Origin of the sequence: Allopontixanthobacter sediminis (assembly GCF_009828115.1) — a bacterium.
Classification (GTDB): domain Bacteria; phylum Pseudomonadota; class Alphaproteobacteria; order Sphingomonadales; family Sphingomonadaceae; genus Allopontixanthobacter; species Allopontixanthobacter sediminis.
Genome location: NZ_WTYL01000003.1, coordinates 125,978 through 140,144, shown reverse-complemented (window position 1 = coordinate 140,144; position 14,167 = coordinate 125,978). Strand labels below are relative to the sequence as shown.

Sequence of the window (14,167 nt, the reverse complement as noted above, 5' to 3'; positions counted from 1 at the left end):
AATACAGCGAAAACTGCCCCGCCCCCCGAAAAGGAGGCGGGGCTTTTTTTGGGCGGCGGGGATTACACCCGCTCGTCGCATTATAGTACTTGGTACAACCTAGAAGCCATCGACGCTCTTGCTGACCAGGATATTCACCGCGACCCGGCGGTTTTGCGCCTTGCCATATGCGGTTTCGTTATCCGCCAGCGGGTCGGCTTCGGCCATGCCGGTCGGGGTCAGCATTCGGTACGGCTTCCAGCCGCACGCCTGTTGGAGGTAGTTGACCACCCGGCTCGCACGCTTTTCGCTCAGTTCCTGGTTGAATTCCTGGCTGCCGGTCGAATCGGTGTAACCGACCACCAGCATCAAGGCGTTGTCCATCGCTTCGGCTTGGCTCGCCGCGGCACAAAGGTCGGCCTTGCCCTGTTCGGACAGCACGGCCTTGCCGGTGTCGAAGTTCACGTTGGTCGTGCCCTTGATGTTGTACTTGTCGATGTCGCCCATGCGGCCGCGCAGCGCTTCGGTCGCTGCGGTCTGTTCGGCAAACCCCTGCGAGGTGCCGGTACGGATCATGGTGGCCGTCTTGAGGTCCTTGGTCTTGAGATCGATCCGGCTGGCGACCAGACCGCGTCCCCATTGCACAGTTTCGACGGATACCGGCAGGCCGTTCAGCAGCGAGGCTGCGGCGAGCTTGTCGCTGTTGAGGCCGAGGAAACCGCCCTTGGACCTGATCTCGGTAGCTTCGCTGATATGGACGATGGTGCTGGTGCCGTCGGCGCCCATCACCTGCATGTTGTTATCGCCGCGCGCCGAGATGAAACCTTCAATTTCCGGCCCTTCGGTCATGCCGGACAGATCGGCAGGCGGGGTGCCGTAGACGGTCGCCATGACCTCGCCTTCGGATTGCATTTCCTGCTGCTGCTGCTGCTGCTGCTGCGCATACAGTCCGCCAGATGCAGGGATGGCAAGTGCGGCGAACAGCGAGAGCATCAGCGGCCCTCTGGTGAAAATATTCATTACGCTACTCCTTCAATTGGTCCGGACCGGTCATGCAAATCCGTAGCCGTTGCTGCGGCCCCCCGTGATGGCATGTCCGGCTGTCAGAGCCCCCTTCATAGTGCGTTTACAGGACGCGCAACGTGAACCGCTGCACGGAAATTGCTGCCTGTTCAGATCGACCTTTCTGTCAGATGAACGCATCCGCCATCATGGTTAATTCTGCGGGCAAATCGGGCGCAACATGCGGCGAACCGAGCGCGAGGGCGTCACGGTGGAAGCCGCTAAACGGCAACCCCACCCTTCCACAGCCTGGTCACGCGGCCTTGGGTGGGCTGACCATCGAAGGGGGTGTTGCCCGCGCTCGCTTCCATCTTGCGGCTGTCGATGACCCAAGGCTTGTCGGGGTCGATCAGGGCGATGTCAGCTTCGTACCCTTCGATCAGCGCGCCCGCTTCCACGCCCAGCAGGCGCGCCGGCGCAGCAGCGACAAGGTCGAAAGCGCGCGGCAATTCGATCACCTCGTCGCGGACGAGTGTCAGCACCATCGCCAGCAGCGTCTCGGCCCCCGCCATCCCGGGTTCGGCATCGGCAAAGGGCAACCGCTTGCCCTCGGGCCCGCGCGGATCGTGACCGGAGGAAATGACATCAATAGTGCCATCGGAAATCGCCTCGCGCACCGCTTCCCGGTCGCTTTCCGGGCGCAGCGGCGGTGAGAGGCGGGCGAACGTGCGGAAATCCATGGTCGCGAGGTCCGAAAGCATGAAATGGGCGGGTGTGACCCCAGCTGTGACGGGGCAGCCCTGTGCCTTTGCCTGACGGATCAGGTCGAGCGCTCCGCGCGTGGTCACTTGCCGGAAATGCACCCGTGCTCCTGCCATCTGAGCGAGAGCGATATCCCGCGCTACCGCCAGCGCCTCCGCTTCGGCGGGAGCGCTCGGCAGGCCGAGCCGCGTCGCCATCTCGCCGGCAGTGGCGGCAGCGTGACCGGCCAGCCCGGCATCTTCCGCGTGGCAAACCACCACCAAATCCAGCATCGCGGCGTATTGCAGCAGCCGCAGCATGGCGCCGCTATCGCCGATCCACTGACGTCCGGTCGCCACGCCGCGAGCGCCCGCATCCCGCATCAACCCGATTTCAGCCAGTTCGCGGCCTCCAAGGCCCTTGGTCGCGCCTGCGAGCGGATGGACCCAGAAATCGGGCTTGCCGCTCTGGGCTACGAACCGCACCCGGCTTGGTACGTCGAGAGGCGGCGACTGGTCGGGCATCAGCGCCGCCCGGGTGATGCCGCCGAAATGAAACGCGGGCTTGTCCACCGCGAAGACACCGAAATCGACGAGGCCGGGCGCGATCAATTGGCCCCTCGCGTCGAGCACCTCGTCGCCGTCCTGCGCGGAGATTTCGCCAAGTCCGACAATTCGCCCATCGATCAGCCGGACCGCGCCATGGGAAATGCCGTCCGCAAGGGCCAGCCTGCCGCCGGTGATGGTGAGGGGTTTCAGCTGCTTCATGCCCACCGCCCCGTATTTACCGCGTCGCTCCAGTCGGGCACCTTGCGGGCACGGCGAGTAAGAACATCGAGCGCCGCCATGCGAATTGCTACGCCCATCTCGACTTGCTGCGTGATGATCGAGCGGCCGGCCATGTCGGCCACGTCGCTGTCGATCTCCACGCCGCGATTCATCGGGCCCGGGTGCATAACCAGCGCGTCGGGGGCGGCCTTGGCAAGCCTGCTGCGGGTGAGACCGTAGAGATGGCGGTATTCGCGCGGGCTGGGAATGAATTGTCCGTCCATCCGCTCGGTCTGCAGCCGCAGCATCATCACTGCGTCGCTCCCGGCCAGGGCCTCGTCAAAATTGTGGAACGGCGTAACGCCCATCCGTTCGATCCCGGCAGGCATCAGGGCGGGCGGCGCGCAGACCCGCACATTCGCACCCAGCGCTGTCAGGCAGAGCACGTTCGAGCGGGCAACACGGCTGTGCAGGATGTCCCCGCAAATCGTCACCGTCATGCCGGTAAAGTCGTCCCCGCTCTCTCCCCGCGCCCGCAACGCGTGGCGAAGTGCGAGAGCATCGAGCAGGCCCTGGGTCGGGTGTTCGTGGCTGCCGTCTCCCGCGTTCAGGACCGGGCAGTCGACCTTGCCGGCGATCAGCGCCACGGCGCCCGAACTGCCATGCCGAATGACGATCGCGTCCGCCCGCATCGCGTTCAGGGTGATCGCCGTATCTATCAGGGTTTCCCCCTTCTTCACGCTGGATTGGGCCGCGTGCATATTGACCACGTCGGCGCCGAGGCGCTTTCCCGCGATCTCGAAACTGAGCAGCGTCCGGGTGGAATTTTCGAAGAACGCGTTGATGATCGTAAGACCGCCGAGGGCATCGCTATGCTTGGTAGCCTGGCGGTTCAGTTCGACCCACTGTTCCGCTTCGTCCAGCAGGTACAGGATCTCATGCCGTTCGAGCTGGCCGATGCCAAGCAGGTCACGGTGCGGAAACGCCGCGCCGCCCGCAGGGTAGCGGCCGGCGAACGAGGATTTTTCTGTCGATGTCATTAAAGCCAAGTCCCTAGTCGAACGGTGTATGCTGCTCAAGCGGTTTCGGCTGGCAAGGTTCACCTCCAGCCCCTACATGCACGTCGTCGAACAAAAACCGGGGTAATTGATAGATGGGTTTCGCGCGTAAAGTCTGGCATCTGCTAGTAGCCGTCAAGGACGGGCTCAGCCTGGTGTTCCTGCTGCTGTTTTTCGGCCTGCTGTATGCAGCGCTGACCGCGCGCCCCAGCCCGGCGCAAATCCGCGACGGCGCGTTGCTGCTCGAGCTCGACGGCGTGATTGTCGAGGAAAAATCGGCCGTTGACCCCATTGCGGCGCTCCTGTCCGGCACCGCCCCGATCGGTGAATACCAGGCCCGAGACATGGTGCAGGCGATCGAAGCGGCAGCACGGGATGACCGGATAAAGGCCGTGGTCGTTGACATGACCAATTTCCTTGGTGGCGGACAAGTCCATATGGAGGCAATCGGCGCTGCGCTCGAACGGGCGAAAGCGGCGGACAAGCCAGTGCTGACCTATGCCGTCGCTTACAGCGACGATGCGATGATGCTGGCCGCCCACGCGAGCGAAGTATGGGTCGACCCTCTGGGAGGGGCCATGATTACCGGCCCCGGCGGCACCCGCCTGTATTACAGCGACCTGCTGGCCAAATTGAAAGTCAACGCACGGGTCTACAAGGTCGGCACCTACAAATCGGCAGTCGAGCCATATTCGCGCAATTCCATGTCGCCCGAAGCGCGTGAAAACTATCAGTCCCTGTATGGCGCGCTGTGGTCCGAATGGCAGGCCAGTGTGCAGAAAGCCCGGCCGAAACTGAAGATGGACCTGGTTACCAAGACCCCTGCCGAGTGGGTCGCGGCGAACAATGGTGATCTGGCGCAAGCGGCGCTCGGCGCCGGATTGGTCGATAAGCTGGGTAGCCGGACTGAATTCGGTCAGCGGGTTGCGGAACTCGTCGGCGAAGATCCGATCGAAGACACCCCCGGCAGCTTTGCCCATACGAAATTCGATCCGTGGGTGGCCGATAGCGCCCCGCCCACACCGGGCAAGGCCATTGGGGTCGTGACCATCGCCGGCGAAATCGTCGACGGTGACGCTGGCCCCGGCACGGCGGGTGGAGACCGAATCTCCGACTTGCTGGACGAAGCCCTGGACGACGATCTCGCTGCGCTTGTGGTTCGCGTCGATTCGCCTGGCGGATCGGTGCTCGCCTCCGAAGAAATTCGCCGCGCGATCCTGCGCCACAAGGCGAAAGACATCCCCATCGCCGTATCGATGGCCAATGTCGCGGCCAGCGGCGGGTACTGGGTTGCCACTCCCGCCGACCGCATCTTCGCCGAACCGGAAACGATCACCGGTTCGATCGGCATTTTCGCGGTAATCCCGACATTCGAAAACGCGGCAGCGGAACTCGGTGTCAATGCGGACGGAGTGCAGACCACGCCGCTATCGGGTCAACCTGACCTGGTTGCCGGCTTCACCCCGGAAGTGGATTCGATCCTGCAGAGCACTATCGAGGATGGCTATCGCCGCTTCCTCACCCGCGTTGCGAAATCGCGTAACATGACCAACGAACAGGTCGACCGGGTTGGTCAGGGCCGGGTTTGGGATGGCGGTACGGCGCGGCAGATCGGCCTTGTCGACCAGTATGGCGGTATCGAAGACGCGATTGTCTGGGCCGCCCGACAGGCCGATCTCGAATGGGGTGATTACCACGTGAAATACCTTGGCGGGGAACTTGATCCCTACCAGTCGCTGATCCAGTCGCTGGTGTCGGACGGATCGGAAGCACGCGGTAACGGTGGGCAGGATATGTTCGGCATGGTGGCCCTGCGCCAACAGGCGCTTGCCGGACAAGCCACCAGCGATTTGGAACGCCTGCTCGGCAGCCGCGGAATGCAGGTATATTGCCTGGAATGCCCGGTCGCACCCCGCGCCCGCGCCGAGGCGGAACGGCGAGGCGGTTGGTTCGATTCAATGATGAAATTGGTGCTGCACTAAATCAGGCAGACTTGTTTTCCCGGCAGGCACGTGGCAATGGCCCGCTCCTGCCGGGAGACACTTCAGATGTCTTTGAGTGCGGGCGCGTAGCTCAGTGGTAGAGCACACCCTTCACACGGGTGGGGTCGCAAGTTCAATCCTTGCCGCGCCCACCATCCCTGATCGGATGACCTTATATTATTGAAAGACCAGCCAGGTCAGGCCGCCGTTGGCTTTACTTCGGGCGGAGTTCTCGTGCCTGTTTGGTCTGCATCTTTCTTGTCCATGTGGCGTTTGACCAGATAGCCGCCAGCCCCAAGGACCAACACTGCCGGGATGCTCAACCGGCGAACTAGCGAGGCTGCGCCCCAACCCAGGATCGCGCCACTCGGGCCGCCGATTCCTCTGGTCGATTCTGCAATTTTCGATCCTGCGACCGCGCCGATAATCTTTCCAAACATTTCAATCTCCTTGTTGCACGATCAACTGGTCGGGGGCGCTTATGTTCCGACTGTCCGTCGCGTGCGTGTCGTCCCCATCTTCGATCGGTATTCCGTAAGCCCGAACATAGTCGCCGAGTTGTTTCATTACCCCGGCTTCGCTCAGTCCGAACTGGGCCAAGCTGTAAGTATGGGGGCGGCGCTTCAGTTTGCGGGAGCGTTCGAGATAATCTTCCATCCCCGGCAGGGCTGGTTGGATATCGAGCGACAGGAAATCGTAAACCCGCCCCATCGTACCGCGCCAATCGGCTTCCATGTCGTCGTATTGCACATCGATCATGCGGCTTGGCGGGATCGCATCGCGCGCGGCGCGCATCCGCTCGATCTGGAGGCTGGTCTTGCGCAGCCATTCCTGCCCGATCGTGTTTGCATCGACGTGGTCGGAATAAATGATCGTCTGGTTCCACGTGAGACTGGCGGCGCTGCCCACAACCTTCAGCGGGTCGCGATGCGTGAAGATCAACCGCGCATCGGGAAACACTTCGAGCAACGCGGGCAGGTCCAGCATATGTTGCGGCGTCTTCAATATCCATGGACGAAGCGAGGATTCCTGCTGCGACCAGCCGACCAGGCGGAGCAGGTTCGCCATGTGGCGATACGCCGGAACAGCACTCTGCCCTTCGCACCAGCGGCCATAGCTGGGCACGTTCCACTGTGCTTCGTGTTTCATGCCCCACATCGAGGATACCAGCAGCCCTAGCTCCTCCTCCGGCTCATAAGGACCGGTCGGATGGATCGACAGGGTGCGCGGATTGGCCAGCCGGGCGACCTTCATGATGCGCGATGCAAGGATCGGGCGGAAATCGCGGTCGGCTTCCTCGAAATCGGGGCGCGGCACCGGTGATATCGTCTCGAAACTTCGCAGATGGGCGAAGCGCCGATCGCCCGCGAGCAGGCGGTGCATTCGCGTGGTGCCCGACCGCATCGGCCCGACAATTACGACCGGGCGCCGGATCGGCCGCGCGAGGATTTCCGGATGCCGCGCGAACCACATCTGCGCCCACAATCGGTCCGCCAGCACCTTGCGAAACTGGGCCTGCGCGGAGACCTTGCCCGCCAAGTTGAGCCGCGCCTCGCGCCGGACTGCATCGAGCAGGACCTCCATCGGCCGTTCGAACCACGGATCCCCGAAATCCTCCAGTCCCGTCTGGTGCCGCGCATGGTCCAGCAACGCCTGTTTTTCGAGCTTCGGTTCGTCGACCAGTCCGATAGCCCGGCCAACACGCAGCGAGCGGTCCAGCGCCCCGATGAACGGCGTACGGCGGGGCGGCTGGACGGGCGATTTCTGCACAGGCTCTCCCAAACATCGAAACGGGTGCACGACGTGCTGCGACGCCGCTCCCGTTGTCTCTACCCGCGGGGTATGGGGTTGTTCCCCGGTCCCCTCTGGACAAGCCGCCCTCGAGGCGGGCATAGCGCGCGCCATGCACGACATTCGATCCATCCGCGAAAATCCCGAAGCTTTCGACGCCGCTTTGGCGCGGCGCGGGTTGGAGCCGGTGGCTCAAAAGCTGATCTCGCTGGACGAAGAACGCCGCGCGCTGACCACGCAGGTGCAGGTCGCGCAGAGCCGCCGCAACGAGGCATCGAAGCTGATCGGCGCGGCGATGGCCAAGGGTGACAAGGACACGGCCGAGACGATCAAGGTCGAAGTCGCCGCGATCAAGGAGGAAATGCCCGCGATCGAGGCCCGCGCTGATGAGGCTGCGGCAAAGCTGAAGGCGGAGTTGGAGATCATCCCCAACCTTCCTTCAGAAGATGTGCCGGATGGTGCGGGCGAGGATGAGAATGTCGAGGTCGCCCGCTGGGGCACGCCGCGCAGTTTCGATTTCACCCCGAAGGAACATGCCGACCTTGCGCCCGCGCTGGGGATGGATTTCGAAACCGGTGCGCGGCTATCGGGTGCGCGCTTCACCTTCCTGCGCGGCGACATGGCCCGCCTGCACCGCGCGCTCGGCCAGTTCATGCTCGATGTGCAGACGCACGAACACGGCTACGAGGAATGCAACCCGCCGGTGCTGGTCAGGGATGAGGCGATGTACGGCACAGATAAGTTGCCGAAGTTCGCCGAGGATAGTTTTCGTACGACCGATGATCGCTGGCTCATCCCCACCAGTGAAGTCTCCCTCACCGCCAGCGTCATGGGCGAATTGCTCGATGACAGCGCCCTCCCCATGCGACTTACCGCGCTTACGCTGTGCTTCCGCTCCGAAGCGGGTGCGGCGGGGCGCGATACGCGGGGCTTCATCCGCCAGCACCAGTTCGAGAAATGCGAACTGGTCAGCATAGTCCGGTCTGAGGACTCCGAAGCCGAACATGACCGCATGGTCCGCGCGGCGGAGGCGATCCTCGAGCGGCTGGACCTTCCGTATCGCAAGCTGCTGCTGTGCACTGGCGACATGGGCTTCGGTGCGCGCAAGACCTATGATCTCGAGGTGTGGCTGCCCGGCCAGGGCGCTTACCGCGAGATCAGTTCCTGTTCGAACACCGGCGACTTTCAGGCGCGGCGGATGAACACACGTTACCGTCCGGCGGGCGAGCAGAAGACAACCCAATTCGTCCATACCCTCAACGGTTCCGGTCTCGCGGTCGGTCGGACGCTGGTGGCGGTGCTCGAAAATTACCAGAACGAGGACGGAACTGTCACCGTCCCGTCCGCACTCCAACCCTATATGGGCGGTATCGAACGGCTGATGGCGGAGACATAATGCGCATCCTGATCACCAATGACGATGGTATCCATGCCCCCGGCCTCGCCATGCTGGAGGAAATCGCGCGGCAGTTCAGTGACGACATCTGGGTCTGCGCGCCGAGTGAGGAGCAATCCGGCGCGGGGCACTCGTTGACACTGAACCACCCGGTCCGGCTGCAAAAACATGGCGAGCGACGCTTTTCCGTGACCGGTACCCCAACCGATTCGGTTACCCTCGGCCTGCGGCGCGTGGTCGATGCAGCACCCGACGTGATCCTGTCGGGGGTCAATCGCGGCGCGAACCTGGGCGACGACATCACCTATTCCGGCACCGTGTCCGCCGCTATCGAGGGTGCCCTGGCGGGTATTCGCTCGATTGCCTTCAGCCAGGTGTACTCCCGCGAATGGAACGGCGAGGCGGCATTTGACACCGCCCGGCAATGGGGCGCGAAGGTTCTCGCTCCACTGCTCGATACACCGCTGCCTTCGCGCACGCTGATCAACGTCAACTTCCCCGCGATTGCGCCTGAAAAGGTCAAGGGAATCCGGGCCGTACGGCAGGGTTTTCACGATTACCTGCGGGGATCGGTCGTGGAAGGACGTGACCCGCGCGGCCAGACCTACTATTGGTTCGGGCTGGACGCGATCGAGCATACGCTCGATCACGGCACCGACCTGGAGGCGATTGACGATGGTTATATCTCGGTGACCCCGCTCCAGCTCGACCTGACCCACCATTCCTCGCTGGGTGATATCGCGGAGCGTTTCGCCACGTGAGGCAAGTGTTCCGGATTCCCGCCGTAATGCTGATGGCGCCGCTGGTGGTGGCGGCCAGCGATCCGGCGGCGGAAACCGAACATGTCGTTACAGAAGGCGAGACACTCGGCGGCATTGCCAATCGTGCCCGGGTTCCTGTCGCGGTAATCGCGGCGGCAAACGGCCTGACGGAACCGTACAATGTGCGCGCCGGCCAGACGCTGGCTATTCCCCGTCAGCGTAGCCACTTGGTGAAGGAAGGCGAAACCGGTCTCGGGATTGCGCTCAAATACGGCGTGACGCTCGAGAACATCGCCGTCGCCAACAGCATCCCCGCCCCGTACACGGTTCGTGTCGGTCAGAAGCTGATCATTCCGGCAGTGATGAACACCCCGGTTCCTGGCAAGCCTGTTCGAACAACGCCCTACTTCCGTTATCCGCACGATGGCGCGGTGCTGCTCGGTTTCGCCGTTCGTCCCGGCGGCGGCGGGCATGATGGCATCGACTTCGCCGCCAAGGCGGGCGACATGGTGCGAGCATCTTCTTCGGGCACGGTGATCTTCGCCGGGCCGGAGCCAGAGCGGTTCGGACGGATGGTCGTGATCGATCACGGCAACGGATGGCACAGCGCCTACGGCCACCTGGCGCGGGTGACCGTGGCCGCGGGCGAGGTAATCAAGTCCGGCGAGCGGATCGGCATTGCCGGTGATGCCGGTGACGCCGACCGGGTCGAACTGCACTTCGAAATTCGCCGCAACGAACTGCCCGTGGATCCGGCCACAAAGCTACCTGCCCGGCGCGAGAATGCCCGGTAATGCGTAACCGGCAATTACTACCCCCGCGGATCCGCAATGCGCGGCTCAAGGGCGAACTGTCCAAGCCGCTTCGGCGGGCCGTCAAGATCCCCGTGTGGGGCGATCTGGGTATCCGGCTCGGGATGGCGCTGCTGCTGATCTCCATCGTCATCCTGATTCACTGGTGGGACCGCGGCGGGCTGGTCGACAATCTCGACGGCGAGGTCAGTTTCACCGATGTCGTCTATTTCACGATGATTTCCATCACCACCACCGGCTTCGGCGATATTGCGCCGATTACCGACCGCGCACGGATGGTGGAAGCGATCATCGTCACCCCGATCCGGTTCGCCGTGTTCTTCATTTTCGTTGGCACCGCATACAATTTCATCATTAAACGCAGCTGGGAGAATTGGCGCATGGCCCGCATCCAGGAACATCTCTCGGACCATATCGTGGTGCTGGGCTACGGTGTCAGCGGTTCGGAAGCCGTCACCGAACTGATCGAGCGCGGCACTGATCCACGTTGCATCGTGATCATTGACCCGAGCGAGGAGCGCCTGGCGAGCGCGGAAGCAATCGGCTGCAACGTGATGGCGGGTGATTCGACCCGCGATGAAACTCTCAAGGCAGTGCGGATTTCAGAAGCACAGACCGTGTTGGTATCCGCCGGGCGGGACGATACCTCGATCTTGATCGTGCTGACGGTCCGGCACCTTGCGCCGAATGTGCCGATCAGCGTGGTGGTTCGCGCGGACGATAACGAACTCCTTGCCCGCCAGGCTGGGGCGAACAATGTGATCAACCCGGTCCGGTTTACGGGGCTGTTGCTGGCCGGATCCGCGAAGGGCGCGCATATCGCCGATTATCTCGCCGATCTCGCGTCCGTCAGCGGCCGGGTCCAGTTGGTCGAGCGCGAGGTATTGCCGGAGGAATGTGGTTCTTCGATCAGCGACCTGAAGAGCGGCGGCCGGGGACTTCGGGTCTACCGCAACGGCGAAGCGCTCGGGTTCTGGGAAGATGCATGCCAGACCCTGCAGACGGGCGATATCGTGGTCGAAATTATCCCGACCGAGAATGGCGACGGGGAAAGCGGTTAGCCCGCGTTTCGCGCCGCCTCAGCGCAACCAGACGAACACCGCGCCCATCGCCGCCATGCCGAACAGGAAGTGTCCGGCGTCGATGGCGAACAATTTGCCGGAACAGCGCTGGAACAGGTAATTGATTCCTGTTGCCGGGATCATCAGGCCCAGCGCATAGCCCGTTGAAATCATCATGATCCCCCGCGTGCTCGGATCGCTGCGGGCGAACTGGTGGCCGAGCGTCAACGCGATCAGCAGTTCGAACAGGAAGCACAGGCCGAAGATCACCGGCATGTTCCCGCCGGCTATTTGCTCCTCGGTTAGCCCGACCTCGCGTTGCCAGGTCTTGCCGAACAGCACACCGTACCAGATCATACCCACCACGAAAAACGCCAGCGCACCCAGAAAGACCGCCAGCAGATTTATCTCACCGATCGGATTGCCCTCCATCCCGGTCCCAAATGCTGCTATAGCGCAGCGCGCGCTTCGGGTGTAGAGGGCGCGGCAATCATGAACACCGCAACCACAATTTCAGACCAGAAAAAGGTCGGCATGGTCAGCCTCGGCTGTCCCAAGGCGCTGGTCGATTCCGAACGGATCCTCACCCGGCTGCGCGCCGATGGCTACGCGATGAGCCCCGATTATGCCGGGGCCGATGTCGTGCTGGTCAACACCTGCGGCTTTCTCGACAGCGCCAAGGAAGAAAGCCTGGCCGCGATCGGAGAAGCGATTGCAGAAAACGGCCGCGTGATCGTGACGGGGTGCATGGGCGACGAAGCGGACGCCATCCGCGCCGCGCATCCGCAGGTTCTCGCGATCACCGGCGCGCACCAGTACGAAGATGTCGTCGCTGCGGTGCACGAAGCAGCTCCGCCGTCTCAAGGGCCGTACATCGATCTGATTCCCCAGCCGGACGTCAAGCTGACGCCGCGCCATTACAGCTACCTGAAGATTTCCGAAGGCTGCAACCACAGCTGCTCCTTCTGCATCATTCCCGACCTGCGCGGCAAACTTGCCAGCCGCAGGATCGACGCCGTGCTGCGCGAAGCGGAGAAACTGGTCGCCGCCGGCACCCGCGAACTGCTGGTAATTTCGCAGGACACCTCTGCCTACGGGGTCGACATTCGGCACGATGTCCGGACGTGGAAGGGCCGCGAAGTCCGCGCCCACATGACCGATCTGGCGCGCGAACTGGGCCAATTGCGCACGCCCGACGGGCAAACCCCGTGGACTCGCCTGCACTATGTCTATCCCTATCCGCATGTCGACGCGATCATACCGCTGATGGCGGAGGGGCTGCTGACCCCCTATCTCGACATTCCGTTCCAGCACGCCTCGCCCTCAGTCCTGAAGCGCATGAAGCGGCCTGCGAACGAAGCGAAGGTTCTCGAGCGGCTAAAAAGCTGGCGCGAGATCTGCCCCGACATCGCGGTGCGTTCCAGCTTCGTGGTCGGATTTCCAGGAGAAACCGAGGCCGATTTCAATTACCTCGTCGACTGGCTTGAAGAAGCGCAGCTTGATCGGGTCGGCGCGTTCCGGTTCGAACCGGTGGCCGGAGCGCAGGCGAATGCCTTGCCCGACCACGTGCCGGAAGAAGTGAAGGAAGAACGCTACGCCCGGTTAATGGAAGTCACCGCACGGATCAGCGCCGCCAAGCTGGAAGCCAAGATCGGCCGTACCCTTCCCGTCATCATCGACGAGGTCGGCGAGCCGGACGAAGACGGGGATATCGGCGCGACCGGCCGCAGCCAGGCCGATGCGCCTGAAATCGACGGAAACGTTTATCTCCGGAACGTGCCGGAATCGCTCGCGCCGGGTGATTTCGTGATGGCCGAGGTCGAGGACGCCGATGCACATGATTTGTTCGGGGTACTCGTTTGATCCCTGAAATCTTGGCACCAATCCGGCCCGCCGAGCATTGCGCTACCATGACCGTCAAAATTTCCGTGCGCCTGCTGTTCGAACTTTCCGAGCCAACCGACACCATGCTGCAGTTCGAAGCTGCAGCCATCCCGGAACAGCAGATAATTTCGACGCAGACAGTGATGGGCGCGGCGCTGCATTGCGCGCGTGTGGCCGCGCAGGATTCGATCGGCGAGCGGCTGATGCTGCGGATCGAGGGCAAGCAGGCGATCGATTACGACGCCGTGGTCCGGGTCGATCGCAAGTTGCCGGACATTTCCAGCCTTAAGGCGATGCGGCCGCACGAATTGCCGGGCGAGGCGATCCAGTACTTGCTCGACTCCCGCTATTGCCTCGCGGACAAGTTCCGGTCCTTCGTCGATTCCGAGTTCGAGGGGCTGCAAGGCGGTGCGCAGATCGCGGCGATGCGCGATTGGATCCAGGACTATTTCGTCTACACGCCGGGCAGCTCGAACGGCGATACCACTGCGCTCGATACCTTTATCGAGCGGCGCGGAGTATGCCGCGACTACGCGCATGTGATGGTGACGCTGGCCCGAGCAGCAGGGATTCCCGCACGCTACTGCAGCGTTTACGCGCCCGGAGTGGAGCCGCCCGATTTCCACGCGGTAGCCGAGGTATTTCTGGCCGACCCGGACGGTCCGGGCGGCACGTGGCAACTGGTCGACGCGACCGGCATGGCCGACGCCGCCGAGACGGTGAAGATCGGGGTAGGCCGCGATGCCGCCGATGTCAGCTTCATGACGACCTTCGGCATGGCGGATCTGACCTACAAGGATGTGCAGGTTTCAACTCTCTGAGCATTAACCTCCACAGTGCATTCGTATTTGCGCCCTGTAGGCCGTGACATTGCCGACGCTTGCGCATAGCCCCTATCCTGGGCTGTAATGGGCCGATTACTGGCAAGGATAT

Annotated in this window: 13 protein-coding genes and 1 tRNA gene; 8 read left to right on the top strand and 6 right to left on the bottom strand. The window is 62.9% G+C overall.

The window, feature by feature from the left end:
• Positions 1 to 99: 99 nt before the first annotated feature.
• The 3 genes from GRI65_RS11460 to GRI65_RS11450 all read right to left on the bottom strand — a co-directional run bounded on the left by GRI65_RS11460 (position 100) and on the right by GRI65_RS11450 (position 3,529).
• Entirely contained in the window at positions 100 to 999 is a 900-nt protein-coding gene (locus tag GRI65_RS11460; protein WP_160756711.1) for an OmpA family protein, read from the bottom strand.
• Between the two features lie 263 nt (positions 1,000 to 1,262).
• On the bottom strand, positions 1,263 to 2,489 hold the full coding sequence (locus tag GRI65_RS11455) for a dihydroorotase (RefSeq protein WP_160756710.1): 1,227 nt from the start codon (positions 2,487 to 2,489) through the stop codon (positions 1,263 to 1,265).
• A complete protein-coding gene (locus tag GRI65_RS11450) occupies positions 2,486 to 3,529 on the bottom strand; it encodes an aspartate carbamoyltransferase catalytic subunit (protein WP_160756709.1) in 1,044 nt (347 codons plus the stop codon). The genes GRI65_RS11455 and GRI65_RS11450 overlap by 4 nt, the downstream gene beginning before the upstream one ends.
• 113 nt (positions 3,530 to 3,642) lie before the next feature.
• On the opposite strand from GRI65_RS11450, the gene sppA reads away from it, so the two are divergent.
• Positions 3,643 to 5,529, top strand: coding sequence for a signal peptide peptidase SppA (gene sppA, locus GRI65_RS11445; protein WP_160756708.1), 1,887 nt, complete (start codon positions 3,643 to 3,645; stop codon positions 5,527 to 5,529).
• Between the two features lie 80 nt (positions 5,530 to 5,609).
• Positions 5,610 to 5,684 (top strand) — tRNA-Val (locus tag GRI65_RS11440).
• A gap of 42 nt (positions 5,685 to 5,726) precedes the next feature.
• Here the strand turns inward: GRI65_RS11440 and GRI65_RS11435 are convergent.
• Together GRI65_RS11435 and GRI65_RS11430 are read right to left on the bottom strand one after the other, a co-directional pair.
• Positions 5,727 to 5,969, bottom strand: coding sequence for a hypothetical protein (locus tag GRI65_RS11435; protein ID WP_160756707.1), 243 nt, complete (start codon positions 5,967 to 5,969; stop codon positions 5,727 to 5,729).
• Between the two features lies 1 nt (position 5,970).
• Entirely contained in the window at positions 5,971 to 7,299 is a 1,329-nt protein-coding gene (locus GRI65_RS11430) for a sulfotransferase family protein (RefSeq protein ID WP_332872643.1), read from the bottom strand.
• 133 nt (positions 7,300 to 7,432) lie between these two features.
• Between GRI65_RS11430 and serS the strand changes: the two genes are divergently transcribed.
• The 4 genes from serS to GRI65_RS11410 are packed head-to-tail and all read left to right on the top strand — an operon-like array spanning position 7,433 to position 11,350.
• Positions 7,433 to 8,716 (top strand): serine--tRNA ligase, encoded by a 1,284-nt coding sequence (gene serS / locus GRI65_RS11425; protein WP_160756705.1) that lies wholly within the window; start codon positions 7,433 to 7,435, stop codon positions 8,714 to 8,716.
• Positions 8,716 to 9,477, top strand: a complete 762-nt coding sequence (gene surE, locus GRI65_RS11420) for a 5'/3'-nucleotidase SurE (protein ID WP_160756704.1) — start codon at positions 8,716 to 8,718, stop codon at positions 9,475 to 9,477. Before serS ends, surE begins: the two co-directional genes overlap by 1 nt.
• A 5-nt stretch (positions 9,478 to 9,482) precedes the next feature.
• Positions 9,483 to 10,271 carry a peptidoglycan DD-metalloendopeptidase family protein gene (locus GRI65_RS11415; RefSeq protein ID WP_160756703.1) on the top strand — a complete coding sequence of 263 codons (789 nt, stop codon included), beginning with the start codon at positions 9,483 to 9,485 and terminating at the stop codon, positions 10,269 to 10,271.
• Positions 10,271 to 11,350, top strand: a complete 1,080-nt coding sequence (locus GRI65_RS11410) for a potassium channel family protein (protein WP_160756702.1) — start codon at positions 10,271 to 10,273, stop codon at positions 11,348 to 11,350. Before GRI65_RS11415 ends, GRI65_RS11410 begins: the two co-directional genes overlap by 1 nt.
• Before the next feature lie 18 nt (positions 11,351 to 11,368).
• Here GRI65_RS11410 and GRI65_RS11405 read toward each other — a convergent pair whose 3' ends face one another.
• Entirely contained in the window at positions 11,369 to 11,782 is a 414-nt protein-coding gene (locus tag GRI65_RS11405; protein WP_160756701.1) for a DUF1761 domain-containing protein, read from the bottom strand.
• Between the two features lie 60 nt (positions 11,783 to 11,842).
• Here GRI65_RS11405 and rimO point away from each other — a divergent pair, with 60 nt between their 5' ends.
• Positions 11,843 to 13,213: a 30S ribosomal protein S12 methylthiotransferase RimO gene (rimO, locus tag GRI65_RS11400; protein ID WP_160756700.1), complete on the top strand. Its 1,371-nt coding sequence runs from the start codon at positions 11,843 to 11,845 to the stop codon at positions 13,211 to 13,213.
• 47 nt (positions 13,214 to 13,260) lie between these two features.
• Positions 13,261 to 14,055, top strand: coding sequence for a transglutaminase-like domain-containing protein (locus tag GRI65_RS11395; protein WP_160756699.1), 795 nt, complete (start codon positions 13,261 to 13,263; stop codon positions 14,053 to 14,055).
• Positions 14,056 to 14,167: the final 112 nt, after the last annotated feature.

Bases quoted from the DNA above. Each gene is read 5' to 3' on its own strand.
- GRI65_RS11405 (WP_160756701.1), bottom strand. From the start codon at position 11,782: ATGGAGGGCAATCCGATCGGTGAGATAAATCTGCTGGCGGTCTTTCTG.
- GRI65_RS11460 (WP_160756711.1), bottom strand. From the start codon at position 999: ATGAATATTTTCACCAGAGGGCCGCTGATGCTCTCGCTGTTCGCCGCA.
- serS (WP_160756705.1), top strand. From the start codon at position 7,433: ATGCACGACATTCGATCCATCCGCGAAAATCCCGAAGCTTTCGACGCC.
- GRI65_RS11395 (WP_160756699.1), top strand. From the start codon at position 13,261: ATGACCGTCAAAATTTCCGTGCGCCTGCTGTTCGAACTTTCCGAGCCA.
- GRI65_RS11410 (WP_160756702.1), top strand. From the start codon at position 10,271: ATGCGTAACCGGCAATTACTACCCCCGCGGATCCGCAATGCGCGGCTC.
- GRI65_RS11450 (WP_160756709.1), bottom strand. From the start codon at position 3,529: ATGACATCGACAGAAAAATCCTCGTTCGCCGGCCGCTACCCTGCGGGC.
- rimO (WP_160756700.1), top strand. From the start codon at position 11,843: ATGAACACCGCAACCACAATTTCAGACCAGAAAAAGGTCGGCATGGTC.
- sppA (WP_160756708.1), top strand. From the start codon at position 3,643: ATGGGTTTCGCGCGTAAAGTCTGGCATCTGCTAGTAGCCGTCAAGGAC.
- surE (WP_160756704.1), top strand. From the start codon at position 8,716: ATGCGCATCCTGATCACCAATGACGATGGTATCCATGCCCCCGGCCTC.
- GRI65_RS11455 (WP_160756710.1), bottom strand. From the start codon at position 2,489: ATGAAGCAGCTGAAACCCCTCACCATCACCGGCGGCAGGCTGGCCCTT.
- GRI65_RS11435 (WP_160756707.1), bottom strand. From the start codon at position 5,969: ATGTTTGGAAAGATTATCGGCGCGGTCGCAGGATCGAAAATTGCAGAA.